At 59.3% G+C, this 19,246-nt stretch carries 16 protein-coding genes; 7 read left to right on the forward strand and 9 right to left on the reverse strand.

All coding sequences use genetic code 11. From position 1 onward, the window contains the following. Positions 1 to 11: 11 nt before the first annotated feature. Positions 12 to 389: a hypothetical protein gene (locus tag BM152_RS09170; protein WP_074914159.1), complete on the reverse strand. Its 378-nt coding sequence runs from the start codon at positions 387 to 389 to the stop codon at positions 12 to 14. Between the two features lie 166 nt (positions 390 to 555). Between BM152_RS09170 and BM152_RS09175 the strand changes: the two genes are divergently transcribed. Further along, on the forward strand, positions 556 to 1,203 hold the full coding sequence (locus BM152_RS09175; RefSeq protein WP_066604383.1) for a carbonic anhydrase: 648 nt from the start codon (positions 556 to 558) through the stop codon (positions 1,201 to 1,203). A gap of 2 nt (positions 1,204 to 1,205) precedes the next feature. On the opposite strand, the gene BM152_RS09180 is transcribed toward BM152_RS09175, so the two are convergent. The 8 genes from BM152_RS09180 to pncA all read right to left on the reverse strand — a co-directional run bounded on the left by BM152_RS09180 (position 1,206) and on the right by pncA (position 10,144). Further along, the gene (locus tag BM152_RS09180) at positions 1,206 to 1,481 is read right to left on the reverse strand and encodes a hypothetical protein (RefSeq protein ID WP_066604381.1); all 276 of its coding nucleotides are present in this window, start codon (positions 1,479 to 1,481) and stop codon (positions 1,206 to 1,208) included. Positions 1,482 to 1,516: 35 nt separating this feature from the next. After that, complete coding sequence (locus BM152_RS09185; protein WP_066604379.1) at positions 1,517 to 1,741, reverse strand: hypothetical protein; 225 nt, start codon at positions 1,739 to 1,741, stop codon at positions 1,517 to 1,519. Between the two features lie 363 nt (positions 1,742 to 2,104). Next, on the reverse strand, positions 2,105 to 3,757 hold the full coding sequence (locus BM152_RS09190; RefSeq protein ID WP_066604373.1) for a DUF4139 domain-containing protein: 1,653 nt from the start codon (positions 3,755 to 3,757) through the stop codon (positions 2,105 to 2,107). Positions 3,758 to 4,467: 710 nt separating this feature from the next. Beyond that, positions 4,468 to 5,490, reverse strand: coding sequence for an aspartate-semialdehyde dehydrogenase (locus BM152_RS09200; RefSeq protein WP_066604368.1), 1,023 nt, complete (start codon positions 5,488 to 5,490; stop codon positions 4,468 to 4,470). 69 nt (positions 5,491 to 5,559) lie between these two features. Beyond that, positions 5,560 to 6,699, reverse strand: a complete 1,140-nt coding sequence (locus BM152_RS09205; protein ID WP_066604366.1) for a capsular polysaccharide export protein, LipB/KpsS family — start codon at positions 6,697 to 6,699, stop codon at positions 5,560 to 5,562. 186 nt (positions 6,700 to 6,885) lie between these two features. Continuing rightward, positions 6,886 to 8,178, reverse strand: coding sequence for a nicotinate phosphoribosyltransferase (gene pncB, locus BM152_RS09210; protein ID WP_066604360.1), 1,293 nt, complete (start codon positions 8,176 to 8,178; stop codon positions 6,886 to 6,888). Between the two features lie 102 nt (positions 8,179 to 8,280). Further along, positions 8,281 to 9,540, reverse strand: a complete 1,260-nt coding sequence (locus BM152_RS09215; RefSeq protein ID WP_066604359.1) for a SulP family inorganic anion transporter — start codon at positions 9,538 to 9,540, stop codon at positions 8,281 to 8,283. Positions 9,541 to 9,544: 4 nt separating this feature from the next. Further along, positions 9,545 to 10,144, reverse strand: coding sequence for a bifunctional nicotinamidase/pyrazinamidase (pncA, locus tag BM152_RS09220; RefSeq protein ID WP_066604358.1), 600 nt, complete (start codon positions 10,142 to 10,144; stop codon positions 9,545 to 9,547). A 202-nt stretch (positions 10,145 to 10,346) separates the two neighbouring features. Between pncA and BM152_RS09225 the strand changes: the two genes are divergently transcribed. The 6 genes from BM152_RS09225 to BM152_RS09250 all read left to right on the forward strand — a co-directional run bounded on the left by BM152_RS09225 (position 10,347) and on the right by BM152_RS09250 (position 19,246). Continuing rightward, positions 10,347 to 10,559 (forward strand): hypothetical protein, encoded by a 213-nt coding sequence (locus tag BM152_RS09225; protein WP_066604352.1) that lies wholly within the window; start codon positions 10,347 to 10,349, stop codon positions 10,557 to 10,559. 54 nt (positions 10,560 to 10,613) lie between these two features. Continuing rightward, positions 10,614 to 10,871 (forward strand): hypothetical protein, encoded by a 258-nt coding sequence (locus BM152_RS09230; RefSeq protein ID WP_066604350.1) that lies wholly within the window; start codon positions 10,614 to 10,616, stop codon positions 10,869 to 10,871. 219 nt (positions 10,872 to 11,090) lie between these two features. Next, entirely contained in the window at positions 11,091 to 14,525 is a 3,435-nt protein-coding gene (locus tag BM152_RS09235) for a transglutaminase family protein (RefSeq protein ID WP_066604347.1), read from the forward strand. Positions 14,526 to 14,553: 28 nt separating this feature from the next. Then, a complete protein-coding gene (locus tag BM152_RS09240; RefSeq protein ID WP_066604345.1) occupies positions 14,554 to 16,974 on the forward strand; it encodes a circularly permuted type 2 ATP-grasp protein in 2,421 nt (806 codons plus the stop codon). A 3-nt stretch (positions 16,975 to 16,977) separates the two neighbouring features. Then, a complete protein-coding gene (locus tag BM152_RS09245) occupies positions 16,978 to 17,868 on the forward strand; it encodes a transglutaminase family protein (RefSeq protein WP_066604342.1) in 891 nt (296 codons plus the stop codon). Between the two features lie 205 nt (positions 17,869 to 18,073). Beyond that, positions 18,074 to 19,246 carry an efflux RND transporter periplasmic adaptor subunit gene (locus BM152_RS09250; RefSeq protein ID WP_082715386.1) on the forward strand — a complete coding sequence of 391 codons (1,173 nt, stop codon included), beginning with the start codon at positions 18,074 to 18,076 and terminating at the stop codon, positions 19,244 to 19,246.

A 19,246-nucleotide genomic window follows, 5' to 3' on the forward strand; every position in this document is an offset into this window, starting at 1 on the left:
TCCGAATCGGGCTAAACCGACTCGCCCTGAAAATCCCACACGGCGAGAAGCGAATTTTCCCCGATCCGCATCAGCCGCGCGACACAGGCGGCCAGAGCGGCACTGTCCTGCGTCATAGCCAGAGATTTCACATCTTCGGCCACCTGCGCAAAGGTGACCATGCCGATCTGTTCGGAAATGGCGATCATGGAACGCGCTGCGCGCTGCATCTCCTGAAGTTCGCCCCTTTTATAACAGCTCTCGACCTTGGCGAGGCGGATCGCAAGCTCCTCCATCGCACGGGAAACAACGCCATCCGCGCCGGATTGCCCCAACTGTTCATAAAGCTGTTCCAAACGACCCTGTTCTACCTTTACGGCACTATCCGGCCGCAACTTTGCCACCATCATATCAATACCCCAAATTTTGATGCGCCCCACACGCTACCGGTCCACTTTGCCCCATCAGCCTCAAGAAAAGGTTTCCTGCGGGGAAGTTTTCCACTCGAATTCTACGAAAAATATCATTACATTCTGCGAGATTATCCCTGACCTCCACAAAGTGAGTTCCGCAGCGATGAAATACGCAAAGCCCCTCCCGAGCTATCTGGTGCAACGCTATCAAGGCTGGAAAGCTACCATCTTTTCGGAAAACAAGGCTTGGTATCGCCGCCTTGCGGATGAGGGGCAGCGCCCGCGGGCCTTTATCATTTCCTGCTGCGACTCGCGTGTGCATGTGACCTCTATCTTCGGCGCGGATCAGGGGGAGTTCTTTATCCACCGCAACATCGCCAACCTTGTGCCCCCGTTTACCGACGACAGCGACCATCACGGGACCTCTGCGGCCGTCGAATATGCCGTGAGCGCTTTGAAAGTCGCCCATATCGTCGTGCTGGGACATTCGAATTGCGGCGGCGTTCAGGGCTGTTACGACATGTGTTCGGGCCATGCGCCTGAACTGGAAGAGAAATCTTCCTTCGTTGGCCGCTGGATGGACATTCTCCGCCCCGGATACGAACGCGTTCTGGATGTGCCCGAAGAGCAGCGCAAAGACGCTCTGGAAAAGGAAGCCGTCCTCGTCTCGCTTGAGAACCTGATGACCTTTCCCTTTGTCCGCGAGGCTGTCGAAAAGGGCGATCTGACCCTTCACGGCCTGTGGACGGATATTGGCGAGGGCGATCTGCATCAATACGATCCCGAAACGAAGTCCTTCAAACTGGTCTGAGATCAGGCCACCAGACGTAGGACGTTTGCAACAGCGTCCGCGTCATGGGCCACGCGCCCTTCTGTCGGCACGCAAGGCACATTGGCGGCCTCGGCCTGAGTGGCATCCGAGCGCACGAACATCGCCTTGCTCCTCTGTGTCATGATCTGCTCGGCGTCAGGCCGTGCGCTCGCAACAGGCTCCTCCATCTCTTCAGGGAAAAACATCACGGCCCCGCTTTGATGCAGATTGAGTGCGTTGATGCGGCCTTGGCGTGCTTTGGCGAAATAGTCAGTCATGGATATGTCCTTTCCAAAATGGTGTTCCGGTGGAATCAGGCGGCGATGGCCAGTGACGAGACGCGGGCGCCGAGATCCGGTCGGAAATCCGGCTCTGTGTAATGCCCGCCCAAAAGGATCACATTGGTGCGCCGCGATGCTTGGGTCAGATTATGATTGGCCGGACGGCCTGCGGCCTCAGCAACCGGCACGTCCCAGTTGAAAAGAAGCGCGCCTTTGGAGACGACAGACTGGCCTGTGGTTCTCATCAGCTTGATCATGTTTCCGTCCTTTCATCCCAGACCCCCGAACCCTTGAAATGATGGGAGCATGAGTTCCGGAACGGCGGAAACGGTGCATGAATACAATTTGAAACATCTGCGTCAAAGTCTTGCTTGATCTAAAAATTACACCTTAAAAATCAAAAGGATGCCGCCTCAAAAAGACGCGACATCCGAAAGCTAAAATTCGACTTATCTCGGGAAGAATGGTTAATTCCCTTTGATCCCGATGGCACCGGTCGGGCCATACTGCGGCGACTTTATGACAGGCTTAACACAGGCCTAAATTAACCGAATCGCGCCAGCCGCCGCTCCCGCAACCCCTCCGCGCATTACACGCAAAAGGTGATTGCGGGTTTCACCCTATTGCAGGAACTTGCCGTCCGGCCAGCGCAGGCTCTCGCTCAAAACGATCTCCTGACTCTCTCCAGCCGCCAGATCAACATGCCATGCCAAGACCCCACGCTTGTCATCCACATCCTCCACATCAGGCATGGGAGAGGCGGTCCAGTCGATTTTCAAGTCTTCCTGCTCGGACACAGACACCCGATCCAGAATCTCGACCGGCCATTCCCGCGCGGTCAGGTTCGTCACGGTGATCCGCCATTCCGTCTCATGCTCGCCGGACTTGGAGATCACGCCGCGATCCCCCTCGTTGCGGGTCAGGACAACGCGATCAAGCTGGATACCGTCCATTGCGCCAAAGGCCAGCTCGGCCTCCGCCCCATCGACCAAGGTTTCCATCTCCGTCTCGCCAAGGCTCACCCCGTCGCGCAAAAGGCGCACCGGACCCGGCACCAGCATCTCGCCACTGTCATTTGTGAACGACGCCATCAGATAGCCCACATCCTCATAAAGCGGCACGGCCCGCACTGTGATCTCCGGTGTCAGGTCGAGCGTGGAGAGCGCAAACTCCACCGCGTCATCGCCGGAATAAAGTCGGGCTGGCGTCGGAAAGTGATAGGTCTGACTGAGACCAGAAAGATTGGTTTGCATCGCGACCTGCGCCGCCTCCATCTTCGGAGCAGGCGCACTCGCCATATCGAGACTCATGGCTTCAGAGCGCATCACCGGCTCAACCGGACGCGGCTCATACACCCGCCGGATGTTCTCATAGAGCTCAGAAGGGAAACTGCGGCGGGTCGGGTTGTCTGTGGCGAAGGAAAGAGCGACATCGGCCCACACTTCGCCCGTTTGTTGTGAGGCAAGCACAGAGCGCGTGAGACTGAGCGTTTCCGCCTCCGTATCCAGCCGCGCAGTGTAAAGCGGTTGCCAAGAGGCATTCGGAGTCATGTAGGTCATGGAGACATGGACCTCCCCTGCCGCATCCGCTGTGACGGGCAAAGTCAGGGCCAATCGCTCCGCATCAGAGGGAACAAGCCGCGACAGTTCAACTTCGGCCTGACGGATGTCTTCGCGCAATGCGTCCAGCGCCTGCTCCGCCTCTTGCGCGCGCGTGGTGGCATCCTGCGCGGCGAGACGCGCGGCCAAGGATTCCTTACGGATCATACGGGCCGTCGCCGCAAGGGACTCGCTTGTTGCGTTCTCGCCAGCGGTGAGCCCCTCAAGATAGGCCAGGCTATCCTCCGCAGCACTGACCTCAAGCCGGATGGCGGCGATCTCCCGCTCTTTGATCCGCAACTCATCCCGCAAAGCATCGAGCATCGCCTTGGCCGCTTGTGCCTCGTCGCTCTGATACAGCGCCGCCTCCCCCAACGTTGCCGTGCCGTAGCGCACCGGCCCGATCCTTGCTCCTTCGACCGCGATTTGCAGACTGTCGCGGACCATCGCCGACTGCGCACCCAAAGGAATATCGGCCAGAGCAATCTCATGCGTCCCTTGCGGTACCGTGAGGCGAAGCTCGCGTGTAACCATCGCGCCTTGGGGATAGAGCGTCGCGGTCGTCACAGTGCTTGTCGCCTCGAACCGATCCGCCAGCGCGGGACTGCCCATCAAGACAGAACCCACGAGGCACGTCGCGGTGAAATGGCTAATACTGACTGACTTTGAAAACATGGTTTCCTCCTATGCGAACAACAGGAAGGTCCAATGCCTCACATCCGGGCGCAAGCGGTATCGTGTCGCGTCTCACCTCTCCGGCGCAACATGGCGGAACCCCGCCGATCTGTTGCACGTCTCACCGGGCGGGGTCAGGCGATGTCTTTGTTTCTTGTGACGCTCTCGGCCTGAAATTTGTCGTGAAAGGTTCGACACAGATCTTCCTTGGTGAGTGGCTGCGGGGCGGGCGTGCGCAATTCCTGTGCCCAGTCTCCCAATCGCTCGTCCAAGTGCGACTGAACCGCAGTTCGCCTAAGGCCGCTCTCACAGGGCGCCTCCTGCCGCCGCGCATCATGCTTGAGAGCCCCGAAGTCAATCTTCACACGAAACATCACCCTACCCTCCCGGTTCTGTTGTCTCGGTAAGTGGATCATAGCATCGACAAAATTACGCCACGGGAATGAATAAAGTTTAAAGTTAACGCCTCAGTCGACTTTCATCTCTGAAAATCCTTTGAATTTCAGTGAAATAAACACTTCACCCCTCCTGATCAAAAAATAGCATCACGCCCGTATCAACAGAGCGCGACATCAGAAATGTCCGAATTCTGAGCGCAACAGGCCGCCCGCAGCGAATCGCATAACCGCACGCCAACAAAAAAGGGCGCCCGCAAGCGCCCTTTTGTTAAGACTTTAGTAACCTTACTGGCCCGACTCGACAGACGAGTCTCAGCCCTTCTTGAGCACGCGACGGCCGAGAAGCTCGGCGATCTGAACCGCGTTCAGGGCCGCGCCTTTACGCAGGTTGTCGGAAACACACCAGAGGTTCAGGCCGTTCTCGATGGTCACATCCTGACGGATGCGCGAAATAAAGGTCGCGAAATCGCCAACACATTCGACCGGCGTCACATAGCCGCCATCCTCGCGCTTATCGACCACGAGGATACCCGGTGCCGTGCGCAGGATCTCACGCGCTTCATCTTCGTCGAGGAAGTCTTCAAATTCGATGTTGATCGACTCGGAGTGGCCCACGAACACCGGCACACGCACACAGGTCGCCGTGACCTTGATCGACGAGTCGACGATTTTCTTCGTCTCCGCGATCATTTTCCACTCTTCCTTGGTGTCGCCGCTGTCCATGAAGACATCGATATGCGGGATCACGTTGAAAGCAATCTGCTTCGGATAAACGCTCGGCGCGACTTCCTGACCCGGCACATACATGCCTTTGGTCTGGTTCCAAAGCTCGTCAATCGCGTCCTTGCCGGAGCCTGACACGGATTGGTAGGTGGAGACGACAACCCGTTTGATCTTCGCACGGTCATGCAGCGGCTTGAGCGCCACAACCATCTGCGCGGTGGAGCAGTTCGGGTTGGCGATGATATTCTTGTTGGAATACTGTTCGATAGCGTCGGGGTTCACCTCCGGCACGATCAACGGAATGTCCGGATCGTAGCGGTAAAGAGACGAGTTATCGATCACCACACAGCCCGCCTCGGCTGCTTTCGGTGCGTATTTTTTCGTGGCTTCGGAGCCCACAGCGAAAAGGGCCATATCCCATCCGGTGAAATCGAACGTGTCGAGATCCTTGGTGGTCAGGGTCTTGTCGCCAAAGCTCACTTCGGTGCCGAGAGACTTGCGCGATGCCAGCGCCACGATCTCGTCCACAGGAAACTCGCGTTCAGCGAGGATGTTCAGCATTTCGCGGCCCACGTTGCCCGTGGCGCCTACGACGACGACTTTATAGCCCATTTGGGTCTCCTCTTAGTCCACATGACTGGCGCGGACCCTTACTAGAAAGGGGCTTTGGAGGAAAGAGGCTTAATGGCGGATTGCGGCGCGGGCGGCATGAATGCACGTCTTTGCGGCAGTTTCGTCGATTGTCAGGCCTCCATCCGCGTTCTTGGATACTTTCGGGAAATGGACCACATCAAGATAATTCATGAAAGCCGCGCGTAGCATCGGATCGAAACCGAGTGATTCCACATGGGCCATCACGTCGTTCAGGGCGTCGCTCCCCTCCACGGGATGCACCAGTCCGGGCAGGGCGAAAAAGGCCTCGCCAAGCGTGATGACCGGCTTGTCGTAGAAAAAGGCCTGAAGTCCGACAGAGGAATTGATCGTCAGAACCGTCTGGCTGGCACGCACCTGTTCGAAGGTGTCGGTGTCATTATCGACGACGATCCGGAGGCCGGAGGTCTCGACCGCATGCGACAACGCCTCCGACAGAGAGGTTTTCGCAGAGGGGTGTTCCTTGATCCGGATATGCCATCCTTCGGGCAGGGCCGGAGCAACCTTTGCCAAAAGCGCGATCATATTCTCGACCGAACCGATCCAGCCCGAAAACAAGGTGATCTGGCTGTCATTGGGCACTTGCAGCGGGACAAAGAGAAATTTATCCCCCGCCAGCGCGGCCCCGTTTTCCTGACGCACATCCGCCCGTCGGGAAGCCCGCGATGTCAGGTTTTCGCCAAGGGCGCGCCAGCCCTCCCCCTGCCGCTCCGCCACACCGGCGGCCCATGCCGTATAGAACCGCGGGTCACGCGGCAGAGAGCCCAAGGCATTGACCCCAGTGTGATCCAGCTGCATCCGGTCCGAAAAAGGCGCGAGTTCCGCATAGAGTGTCGGCACGCCCGCATCGGCAGCACCCGCCATGAACACCCGACGCGACCCCGTGACACCGTTCCAGCACAGGGCCACCGTCTCGGGGTGCCGCATGAAATAACGCCGCGAACCGTTGTATTGCAGCCTCAGCAAAAGACGTTTGAAAAACCGCCCCATTGCCCCTTTCGGCTGGCGTTTAGCCACGGCCAAAGCCGCCGCCACGCGCTCAGAAGTCTCGGAGAAATCGCGCCGTGACAGCGGAATGGTCCACAAGACTCGCGCCCCGCCATCGGCTGCGGCGACAGAGGACATGAACGTGTCCTTTTTCTTCGAAAAGCCCTTGAGATAGGTGATCATCGCAGCCCGTCTTTCGTCATTTCCCCACGCCAAATACCGCGCGAAATCCAAAATCAGCTTACGTCAAACACGCGGGAGCCGGAAGAGAGCACGATGCCGCAACATTGGGCCTGCGCTCAAGGCTGCGACACAGAGAGGGCAACAGCCCGCCACCCTCAATACGGCGAACAGCCCGTCACGACAGGTTTAGACCACCACGTCCATCGCCTCTTGTGCGCCAACACCGAACACCCGCTTGTAGCGCTCGATCTCGTCAGCAGGCCCCATCGCCTTTTTGGGGTTGTCGGACAGTTTCACTGTCGGTTTGCCGTTTGCTTCCACGGCTTTACACACCAACGAGAACGGTGCGAGCGCATCGTCCGGTGTCAGCCCGCGGAAATCATTGGTGAGCAAGGTGCCCCAGCCGAAAGAGGTGCGGACACGGCCTTTGAATTGCTGATGCAACTCGACAATCTTGCTTGTGTCCAGCCCGTCGGAGAAGATGATGAGCTTTTTTGTCGGATCTTCGCCGCGCTCTTGCCACCACTTGATCGCCTTTTCCGCGCCGGTTGCCGGATCGCCGGAATCAATACGGATACCGGTCCAACCCGCGAGCCAGTCGGGGGCATGTTCGAGAAAGCCTTTGGTGCCGTAAGTGTCCGGCAGGATGATGCGCAGATTGCCTTCGTGCTCCTCCTGCCAGTCGCGCAACACGTCATAGGGCGCTTGCGCCAAGGCGGCATCATTTTCTGCCAAGGCGGAATAGATCATCGGCAATTCATGAGCATTGGTGCCGACAGCCTCCAGATCGCGCTTCATCGCAATGAGACAGTTCGAGGTGCCGGTAAACTTGGTGCCCAAGCCTTCGATCATCGCCTGCACGCACCAGTCCTGCCAAAGGTAGGAATGCCGCCGTCGCGTGCCGAAATCCGCGATTTTCAGCCCTTCAAGCGGCTGCAACTGTTTGATCTTTTCCCAGAGCTTGGTCATGCCGCGCGCATAGAGCACCTGAAGCTCGAATTTCTTCATCGGGCCAAGCACAGCTCGCGAGCGCAACTCCATAAGGATCGCCAGAGCGGGGATTTCCCAAAGCATGACCTCCGGCCACGACCCTTCGAAGGTCAGCTCGTATTGCCCGTCGCGTTTTTCAAGCTGGTAGGCCGGAAGGCGCAGGTTCTCGAACCATTCCATGAAATCGGAGCGGAACATCTGGCGCTTGCCGTAGAACATATTGCCGCGCATCCATGTGCTTTCCCCGCGCGTGAGCGAAAGCGAGCGGACATGGTCCAATTGTTCGCGCAATTCGCCCTCGTCGATCATATCGGCAAGGCGGATGTCTTTCGAACGGTTGATCAGCGAAAAGGTGACATGGGTGTCGCGCTTGTTGCGGAACACCGACTGACACATCAGCAGCTTGTAAAAGTCCGTATCAATGAGGGACCGGACGATCGGATCGATCTTCCATTTGTGATTATAGACGCGAGTTGCGATATCGACCATTTGGCGGCCCCTTCTCCTGTATCGGCGCTGTTAAAGCAGGACACACGCCGGTTTGGCAAGGAAAAGGCCGCAAAACGGGCTTTGTGGCGGCAGACTGCCCGCCTATTTGTCGCGTGGCGTCCACTCCGGATCATCGACACCGCGCCGCGACAGGCGCATGGCGAGGCCAAGCGCGATGCCCGTCCCGATGGCAACCGTCAGGTCGGTGACAACCGTCAGGATCAGAGTGACCAGCAAAAGCACAAGATCAGAGCGCCGACCGCGTGCATATTCGCCCCAGCGATGCGGCTCCGACATGTTCCATGCGGTGAGAAGCAACAGCCCCGACAGCGCCGGAAGCGCCAGATAGCCCGCCAGAGGGGCCGCCAGCATCATGATCGCCAGAAGTGTCAGCGCATGGACAATCCCCGCCACAGGCGTTTTCCCGCCCGCGCGCACGTTGGTGGCCGTCCGCGCAATCGCGCCGGTGGCCGGCAGGCCGCCAAAGAGGGACGATCCGATATTGGCCCAGCCTTGCGCCATAAGCTCGGCGTTGGAACGGTGTTTGCCGCCGATCATCCGGTCCGCCACCATCGCGGACAACAAGGATTCCACACCCGCCAGAAACGCAATCACCAAGGCGGAGGGCAAAAGCTCCCGCAAGGTTGCAAAGCTCATTTCCGGCAAATGCGGCGCAGGCAGGCTGCGCGGCAACTCGCCAAAGCGCGAGCGGATGGTTTCCACCGGCAGATCAAAAAACGCAACAATCGCCGAGGTCAAAGCCACAGCCACGATCAGCCCCGGCAGACGCGGAAAGGCACGCCGCAACAGGATGATCAGCACCACGGTCACAACACCCGTCATGAGAGAGGCGGGGTTGAGTTGTGGCAAGGCGGCAAACAACGCCGGAATTTTCTCAAGAAAATCAGCGGGGAAAGCGCCGGTAAATCCGAAAAAATCGGGAAGCTGGCTGGTCCCGATGATAACCCCGATCCCGATTGTGAAGCCGTTGATCACCGCTTCGGGCACATGGCGCACCAATTGCCCTGCACGCAACAATCCCGCGATGATCAGGATAATCCCCGCCAGAAAGGTCGCCGTGACCAGCCCGCCATAGCCGTGGGTTGTGATAACCCCCGCGACAACGACAATGAACGCACCGGTCGGCCCGCCGATCTGGACACGGCTCCCGCCCAGCGCAGAAATCAGGAAGCCTGCAACAATCGCGGTCACAAAGCCCACGGCCGGGACCGCGCCGGAAGCGATGGCGATGGCGATGGACAGAGGCAAGGCGACAAGCGCGACGGTCACCCCCGCGAAAAGGTCGGCGCTGAATTCGTCCCGTGTATAGGTTTTCAGTGTTGTAATAATTTTAGGTGTCATCGCCTTATCGAACCTCAACTCCGGCCTGCTTCATGCCGTCCATCGCGGCGGCAAGCGAGCCATCCATATCAATCGCCCGACACAGATCGGTGCGCACCGTGACAGCAAAGCCAAGCTTTGCGGCATCTACGGCAGAGAAATTCACGCAGAAGTCTGTCGCCAGACCGACCATCGTCAACCTGTCGATCCCCCGTGTGCGCAGATACCCCTCAAGCCCCGTGGGCGTTGTATGGTCATTCTCGAAAAAGGCGGAATAGCTGTCGATCTCGGGGTTGAACCCCTTGCGAATGATCAGATCACCATCAACGCGCAGATCCTTGTGAAAAGCGGCGCCCTCGGTGCCTTGGATACAATGATCGGGCCAAAGCACCTGTGTGCCATAAGGCATCTGCGTGGTGGTGAACGGCTCCGCCTTATGGCTGCTGGCAAATGAACTGTGGCCTGCGGGATGCCAGTCCTGCGTCAGGATCACTGTGGCGAAATCGTCCATGAGCTGATTGACCCCCGGCACAATCCCGTCGCCCCCCGTCACCGCCAAAGCCCCGCCGGGGCAAAAATCGTTTTGGATGTCTATGACGAGAAGGGCTTCGTTGGGCGCTGGCATGGGAAATCTCCTTTGTCACAGAGGTAAACCCATGAGCGGACACGGGCAAGATGACAAAGTCGCCACATGCGATGCTAAGTCCGGATGGGGTCGGACGCAGGGGTAAGAGTTTCTTAGGCTTTCTCTGCTCTACTCCCATGTGAGCCGATTGGGGTCGGCGTGCCGAGGCTAGAAAGCCTCTGAAATCACGTGGGGTGATATCATGACAACATTCAATCTTCTGCGCATGCGTCCGGCATGCGCATTGGCGGCCTATGCCTTACGCCGTCCGGTTCTCTCACTCTGTCTGGCTGCGGCCCTTGCCGTTTCCATGCAGTCCGCAGCTCATGCTGCAAAACCCGGATCACAAAAGCCCGGTGCCATCGTCGTCATTCCAAACGACTATGGCGGCAGCGTCCGAAAGCGCACGGAATAGATCCGGCAAATCAACCAGCTCGGACAGGCGGTGGAAATCCGCGGACGGGTCTGTATGTCGAGCTGCACCATGTTTCTGGGGGCCAACACCGTCTGCATCCTGCCGGAGACGTCGTTTGCCTTTCACGGGCCATACCGTTTTTTCTCGAAACTGACATCTCTGGAGTTTGACCAGTGGTCACGCGTGATCGCCGCGCACTATCCGTCTTTTCTACGCTCATGGTATATGAAAACCGCACGTTTCCGCATTCACAACCCGATGAAAATCAAAGGACGCGAATTGATCCGGCTGGGCATTCCAAGGTGTCCCTGACGCAACAATCCACAGGCATCCCTCCGGCCTGCTCCACGCCCGTGACGACCAACATCTCGCGTGGCGCAGGCAGATATGTCGCGCACATTGATTAAAAAGAAGGCGTTCCGCCTGAATATAGGACGCATTTCCGACAATGCGGGCTTTTGGCCGTGTAGCTTTACCGGCGGCCTTATAGCCTATTCGGGCAGGATCAGAGAAAAAGGCGCAGTCTGACACATGGCGATTTACGCATCCATTCACCACGTCACTCATTACACATACGATCGCAATATTGAACTCGGACCGCAAATCATCCGCCTGCGTCCGGCGCCACATTCACGCACCCGCGTAATTTCTCATTCGCTCAAAGTGACCCCGACGGGGCATTTCGTTAACCATCAGCAAGACCCCTATGGCAACTGGCAATCCCGCTTCGTCTTTCCGGAGCCGGTGCGCGAGTTCAAGATCGAGGTCGATCTGGTGGCCGATATGACGGTCTACAACCCGTTCGATTTCTTCGTCGAGGAAAACGCGGAACATTGGCCGTTTGAATATCCCGATGATCTGAAAGACGATCTGGTCATCTATCGCACCCCCGAACCCGAAGGCCCGCTTCTGGCGCAATTCGTGGGGTCGATTGACTACACAGAGACCCGCACGGTCGATTTCCTTGTTGGTCTCAATGCACGGATTGCCGATTATGTGAATTACACCATCCGCATGGAACCCGGCGTGCAGACACCGGACGAAACGCTGGAGAAAAAATCCGGCTCTTGTCGTGACAGTTCATGGTTGCTGGTGCAGGTTCTGCGCCATCTGGGGTTTGCGGCCCGTTTTGTCTCCGGCTATCTCATCCAGCTCAAACCCGATATCGAAGCACTCGACGGACCGTCGGGCACGGAACAGGACTTCACCGATCTGCACGCATGGTGCGAGGTCTACCTGCCCGGCGCAGGCTGGATCGGGCTTGATCCGACCTCGGGGCTTTTGACCGGCGAAAGCCATATCCCGCTGGCCGCGACCCCGCATTACCGCAACGCCGCGCCGATTTCCGGCGGTTATTCCTCTGTCGGCACGCCGGAGGTCTCCTTTGACTTCCAGATGGAGGTCAAACGCGTGGCCGAACATCCGCGCATCACCAAACCGTTTTCGCAAGACGCATGGGAGCGGCTCAACGCGCTTGGCCAGAAAGTCGATAAATCACTCGAAGAGGGCGACGTGCGGCTGACCATGGGCGGGGAGCCGACCTTTGTCTCCATTGACGATTTCGAAAGCGACGAATGGAACACCGCCGCAGTGGGGCCGCAAAAGCGCGGGCTGGCCGACGAGCTGATCCGCCGCCTGCGGGACCGTTTCGCCCCCGGTGGCTTCCTGCATTACGGGCAGGGCAAATGGTATCCGGGCGAGAGCCTGCCGCGCTGGACATTTTCGCTATACTGGCGTCGTGACGGCAAACCCGTCTGGAAAAACCCCGATCTCATCGCCAAGGAAAAGCAGGTCACCCCCGCAGGGGCCAAGGATGCGGGCGAGTTCATGACGCTGTTTGCCAAGAACCTTGGCGTCGATCCGGTCTGCGCCCAGCCCGCTTATGAAGATCCCGGCGAGTGGATTTTGAAGGAATCCCTCCTACCTCCCAACGTCAGCCCGGACAACAGCAAGCTCAAGAATCCCGAAGATCGCGCGCGCTATGCCCGCGTGTTCGAGCGCGGGCTGACCGAGCCTTCGGGCTATGTGCTGCCGATCCAGCGCTGGCAGTCGAAAGCCGGATCGCACTGGCTCTCCGAAGTCTGGAAAACCCGTCGCGGGCATCTGTTCCTCGTGCCCGGCGATAGCCCTGTCGGCTTCCGCCTCCCGCTGGGGGCGTTGCCGCATATTCCGCCGGAGTCATTTCCCTATTCCTACCCCTCTGATCCGATGGTCGATCACGGGGCCTTGCCGGATTTCCATGCCGAAGTGTCCGAGCGCCGCAAAAAGATCGAGACGGAAATCGCGCGCCTTGCCGCCGAGGAAGCCGCCAAAGAGGCACAGGAAAAGGCCGGTCTTCTGCCGGAAACCTCTCAGGACCATACGCAGATGGTCTCCGAGAGCCAGCGCGACGAGACCGAACGTCAGGCCCTGATCGGGCAGGGTGTTGATCCGTCCAAAAGCGAGGTCCGCACCGCCATCGCCATTGAACCGCGTGACGGGCGTTTGTGCCTGTTCATGCCGCCCTGCGAAGCGCTGGAAGATTATCTCGAACTTCTGACAACTGCCGAAGAAACCGCCGCCGAGCTGGGTCTGCCGATTCATGTGGAGGGGTATTCCCCGCCCGAAGACCCGCGTCTCAACGTGATCCGCGTGGCTCCCGATCCGGGGGTGATCGAGGTCAATATTCATCCCGCCCACAGTTGGGACGAATGTGTCGCCACCACCGAAGCGGTTTACGAAGAGGCGCGTCTGTCGCGTCTTGGCGCCGACAAATTCATGATCGACGGGCGTCATACCGGCACGGGGGGCGGTAACCATGTGGTCGTCGGCGGCGCGACACCTTCGGACAGCCCGTTCCTGCGGCGGCCCGATTTGCTCAAGTCGCTGATCCTCATTTGGCAGCGGCACCCGTCCCTATCCTATCTCTTCTCCGGCCTGTTTATCGGCCCGACCTCGCAAGCCCCGCGCATCGACGAGGCGCGCCATGACACGCTTTACGAACTGGAAATCGCCCTCAGCCAGATCAAACCTCCGGCGGAAGGCTCCGTGCCGCCGCCGTGGCTGGTGGATCGCCTGCTGCGCAACATGCTCACCGATGTGACTGGCAACACGCACAGGGCAGAGATTTGCATCGACAAGCTCTACTCCCCCGACGGGCCGACCGGACGTTTGGGGCTGGTGGAATTTCGCGGCTTTGAAATGCCGCCCGACCCGCGCATGAGCCTTGCCCAGCAGCTCCTTTTACGCGCCATCATTGCACGCTGCTGGAATGCGCCGGTGGAGGGCAAACCCGTGCGCTGGGGCACTGTCCTGCACGACCGGTTCATGTTGCCGCATTATCTCTGGGAAGACCTTCTGTCGCTTCTGGCCGACCTGAAACACCACGGGTTCGAGATGGATCCCGAGTGGTTCAAGGCACAGGCCGAATTCCGGTTCCCCTTCTGCGGCCAGATCGAGGCCGAAGGCGTGCATCTCGAAATCCGTCAGGCACTGGAGCCGTGGCATGTGCTTGGCGAGACCGGCGCAATCGGCGGCACAGTGCGCTACACGGACAGTTCGGTTGAACGGCTTCAGGTAAAATTGACCACGCTGCATCAGGACCGCTATCGCGTCATGTGCAACCGCCGACCGCTGCCTCTCGCGAAAACCCAAACATCAGGTGCATCCGTCGCGGGTGTCCGGTTCAAGGCATGGCAACCGTCCGAGGCGTTGCATCCGGTCCTGCCGGTGAACGCACCGCTGCATTTCGACATTTATGACGACTGGACAGGTCGACCCATTGCGGGATGCACCTATCACGTCGCGCATCCGGGCGGGCGCAGCTATGACACCTTCCCTGTGAACGGCAACGAAGCCGAAGCACGGCGTCTGGCGCGGTTTGAACCCAACGGGCATTCGCCCGGCAATTACACACCGGCCACCGAAGTGCCGCATCCGGAGTTCCCCTTGACCCTTGACCTCAGACGGCCCATTGGGCTTGTCTGAACGTCAGCCATGAGAAACGACACAAACAATGTCGCAGCGCCTTCCCTCGGGCTCCGCCACACCGGATCTTTTTGCCGCATACAAGCAAACTCCGGATGTGGCCGACGAGCTTTTCGACGCCACAGGCCGGATGCGGCCTGTCTGGCGACGTTTTGTGGATCGTTTCACACGGCTCTCGCCAGAGGAAATCCACACCCGTTTCGAGCGCGGTGACCAATACCTCCGCGATGCGGGGGTGTTCTACCGGCAGTATTCCAACGATCCGCTCACCGAACGCGCGTGGCCCTTGAGCCATATTCCCGTGATCCTGCACGAGCAGGAATGGGATCACATCTGCGCAGGACTGGCGCAACGTGCTGACCTTCTGGAACAGGTCATGGCCGACCTCTACGGTCCGGCACGTCTGGTGACCGAAGGACATCTGCCCGCCGATCTCATCGCACGCTCGCCGCAATGGCTGCGCCCGATGGTGGGGGTCAAACCCGTTGGCGGCCATTATCTGCATTTTCTGGCCTTTGAAATCGGGCGCTCTCCCGATGGCTCGTGGTTTGTTCTGGGCGACCGGACACAAGCCCCCTCCGGCGCGGGATTTGCGCTTGAAAACCGCATGGCAACAGGGCGGATTTTTCCGGAGCGTTTCCCGCGCGCGCATATCCACAAGCTCGCCGGTTTCTTCGGGGCCTTTCGTGACGCGATGGAGGATCTGGCCTCCGCCTCCTCCAAACGTCCCCGCGTGACGGGGATCATGACGCCCGGCCCGTCGAACGACACCTATTACGAACACACCTATATCGCGCGTTACCTCGGGATGATGTTGCTCGAAGGCGAGGATATTGTCGTCGAGAATGGCGAAGCGATGGTGCGCACCATTGAAGGGCTGCAACCACTTGGCCTGCTATGGCGGCGGATTGACGCGAGCTTTGCCGATCCGCTGGAATTTGACGCCCGCTCACAGATCGGCACTCCCGGCCTGATGGAAGCCGTGCGCACGGGGCATCTGGCCATGGCCAATGCCTTGGGTTCCGGTGTGCTGGAAATGCGGGCGATGATGGCGTTTCTGCCACGGATCAGCAAGGTGCTGACTGGTGCGCCGCTTGACCTGCCCAATATCGCAACATGGTGGTGCGGAGGCGCCGCCGAACGCGCCTATGTGCGCGACAATGCCCAGAACATGCTGATCAGCCCTGCCGATGCGGTGGACCTGCCCTTCGATCTGGACGCGACCACCGCGCTTGGCGGAGAGTTTCGCGGTGCGCCCAAAGGGTCGATTGCCGAATGGCTCGACCGCGAAGGCGACAATCTCGTCGGGCAAGAGGCCGTGACCCTGTCCACCACGCCAAGCTGGGACGAGAGCGTCAAAGGCGGTGCTGTGGTGCCGCGCCCGATGACGGTTCGGGTGTTTGCAGCCCGCACAGCTAGCGGCTGGCAGTTCATGAAGGGCGGCTATGCCCGCATCGGACGCTCCGGCGATGCGACCGCACTGGCGATGCAGCGCGGCGGATCGGTGGCCGATGTTTGGGTCGTCTCGGACCGTCCCTTGCCCAAAACCGGACCACAACTGCCGGATGAAGGAACCTTTCTACGCTCCAGTCCGGGGTGGTTGCCAGCACGGGCTGCGGACAACCTTTTCTGGCTAGGCCGCTATCTGGAACGTTTCGAGGATGCCGCGCGTCTGGTGCGGGCCTATCATCTGCGCTTGGCGGCAACAGACAACCGCAACGATCCACGGCTCAAATCACTGCATCTATATCTCGCGGGATACGGGGTCGATCTGGACCAGACCCTGCCCGAGGCGCTGATTGCCCGCGTGATTTCCGCGCGGTCCTGTGCGACCAAGGTGCGGGACCGTTTCTCTTCCGACGGGCTGGCCGCGCTCAACGATCTTTTGAAGACCGCATCGCGTATGACCGCAACCGTTCAACCCGGCGACGATTGTGCCCGCGCCATGTCGGTTCTGATCCGCAAAATCGCGGGGATCACGGGGCTTGTGCATGAGAATATGTATCGCTCCGCAGGCTGGCGGTTCCTGAGCTTTGGCCGTGCCTTGGAACGCGCCGACGCGATGGCCGCTCTTCTGGCGCAATTCGCGGACGGACAGGCGCCGGAAGGCTCGCTCGATCTGGCGGTGGAAGTCGGCGACTCTGTAATTACCCACCAGAGGCGTTATCGGATCGAAACCAGTCGCAACGCGGTGATCGACCTCATGACGCTTGATGCAGACAACCCGCGGGCCATCCTGTTCCTGATCCGCGCCATGCGCACCCATGCGCAGGCCCTGCCCCGCGCCAGCCTGAACGGTCGCCCGTCCGAACTTTTGCGCACAATCCTGCCGCTGGAAGCCCGTCTGGCCTGTGCGCATCCGGACGAGATCACCTCCGAGGATTTGCAGGGCATACGCGCCGAACTGGCGGAAGTGTCCGATTTGCTCTCGTCAATATATCTGAGGTGAGCCATGCTGTATGACCTGAGCCTGACCATTGATTACAGCTATGACGCCGCCTCCGACCGGACGCGGAACATTCTGCGCCTGCTGCCTTCTGACATAACCGGCGTGCAGAAAGTGCGCCAAAGGCTTTTGACCGTCAGCCCCCTCCCGGACGAACGCCGTGACGGGACAGATTTTTTCGGCAACGAAGTCAGCATGGTCGCATGGCATCACCCGATTGACGCGCTGAGCCTTCAGTTGACGGCACAGATCGAACGGTTTGAACCGGCATCACGGTTGGACCTCTCGGCCCCACTGAAAGATCTCTACCGTGAAGTGATCGCACAGAAATCCCTTGCTGCATCCGCCCCGCATCATTTCCTCGCCAGCTCTCCGCGCGTGCCGATTTTGCCGCAGATCACCGCCTATGGTCGGGAATGTCTGACACCCGACATGACGGCCCTGAAAGCAGTCGAAGCGGTGGGACAGGCGCTGCACCGCGACATGCGGTTCGACCCCGAAGCGACCGATGTCGACACCTCCCCCGAAGACGCTTTCGAGAACCGCCACGGCGTATGTCAGGACTTCGCCCATGTGATGATCGCCGCACTGCGCGGGGTCGGGATTCCGGCGGGCTATGTGTCGGGCTTCCTACGCACCTTTCCGCCACCGGGGCAACCGCAGCTTGAGGGTGCGGATGCGATGCATGCTTGGGTGCGCGCCTGGGTCGGAAAAGAACATGGCTGGATCGAATTCGACCCGACGAATGACCAGTTTGCCGGAACGGATTACATCACCATCGGCTATGGCCGCGATTATGGCGATGTGGCCCCCGTGAAAGGCGCGGTCCGTTCTGCGGGTGGGCACCGGACGCAACAGGCCGTGGACGTCATCCCCCATGACGAGACCCCGTCCTGACCAAAGGGCATTGCCTGACAAAGACACCGGCACCTTGATCCAGACCAAAGCGGCGCACGCACGCAGCCGTTAGCCCCGAGACAAGCACCGTCTGCAGGAAAGCCTGTTCTTCCGGCCCCCGCCTCGCGACGGAAACCCGGCCTGCGTTCGTATCACAGGTATAAATTCCGTCTTGATGGCCCTGTGGGCCCCTGAAAGGTCTCGTATGAAAACGCTGTTTCGCTTGGTGATTGTCGCTCTTGTTCTTCTGGCCGGATATTTCGGCTGGACGCAATATCACGGGGAGGGGGATGCTGTCGTGCCCCAAACCGCAACGGTCACACGCGGCACGGTGCAGGAAACCGTGCTGGCCTCTGGTGTGATCGAAGCCAGCCAGCTGGTCAGCGTCGGCGCGCGCACCTCCGGTCAGATTGAACAGCTTGTCGTCTCATTGGGGGACGAAGTGGCAGCGGGCGATCTGATTGCGCAGATTGACGACGAAGATCAACAGAACGATCTTTTGCAGGCCCAAGCCGACCTCGCCAATATCGAAGCACAGATCGCAGCGAAGAAGGCCAATATCAAACAGGCGGAACTAACGCTGGCGCGGGAAAACAGTCTGCACGCCCAGAATTACGCTTCTCAGGAAGACGTCGAAGCGGCCGAAGCCACGCTTGAAGTGTATCAGGCCGAGCTCGACGCGCTGAATGCCCAAAAATCCAGTGCCGATGTCACCGTCTCCACCGCACAGATTGCTTTGAACCGGACACAGATTACAGCCCCAATGGCGGGCACTGTTGTGGCGGTCGTCGTGGATGAGGGCCAGACTGTAAACGCCAGCACCGACACACCGACCATTGTCAAACTGGCAAATCTCGACAAAATGATCGTGAAAGCCGAAATTTCCGAGGCTGACGTGGTGCATGTCGCCCCCGGGCAAAAGGTGAGCTTTACCATCCTTGGTGAACCGGATGCCCCGTTCGAGGCCATCGTGCGTGATGTGGAACCCGCACCCTCAGAAATCGAGGACAGCGACACCATCGATACCGATGAGGCCATCTATTACAATGGTCGGCTCGAAGTCGACAATCCGGACCACAAGCTGCGCATCGGCATGACCACAGAGGTCTCCATCGTTCTGGATGAAGCTGTGGATGTGCTGACAGTTCCCTCTTCGGCACTCACCAGCGGGCGTGGCGGTCGCTATATGGTCGAAATTTATGATGCAGAGACCGGCGAAGTCCATCCACAGCCCGTTGAGGTCGGCCTGAATAACAAGGTAACAGCCGAGATCAAATCCGGCTTGGAAGAAGGCGATGTTGTGGTCACAGGCGGGACAGTCACCTCCGCACCAACCTCCAGCAGCGAACGGATGCGCGCTCCGCGAGGGATGTTCTAA

Source organism: Celeribacter halophilus, assembly GCF_900114135.1.
Lineage (GTDB): Bacteria > Pseudomonadota > Alphaproteobacteria > Rhodobacterales > Rhodobacteraceae > Celeribacter > Celeribacter halophilus.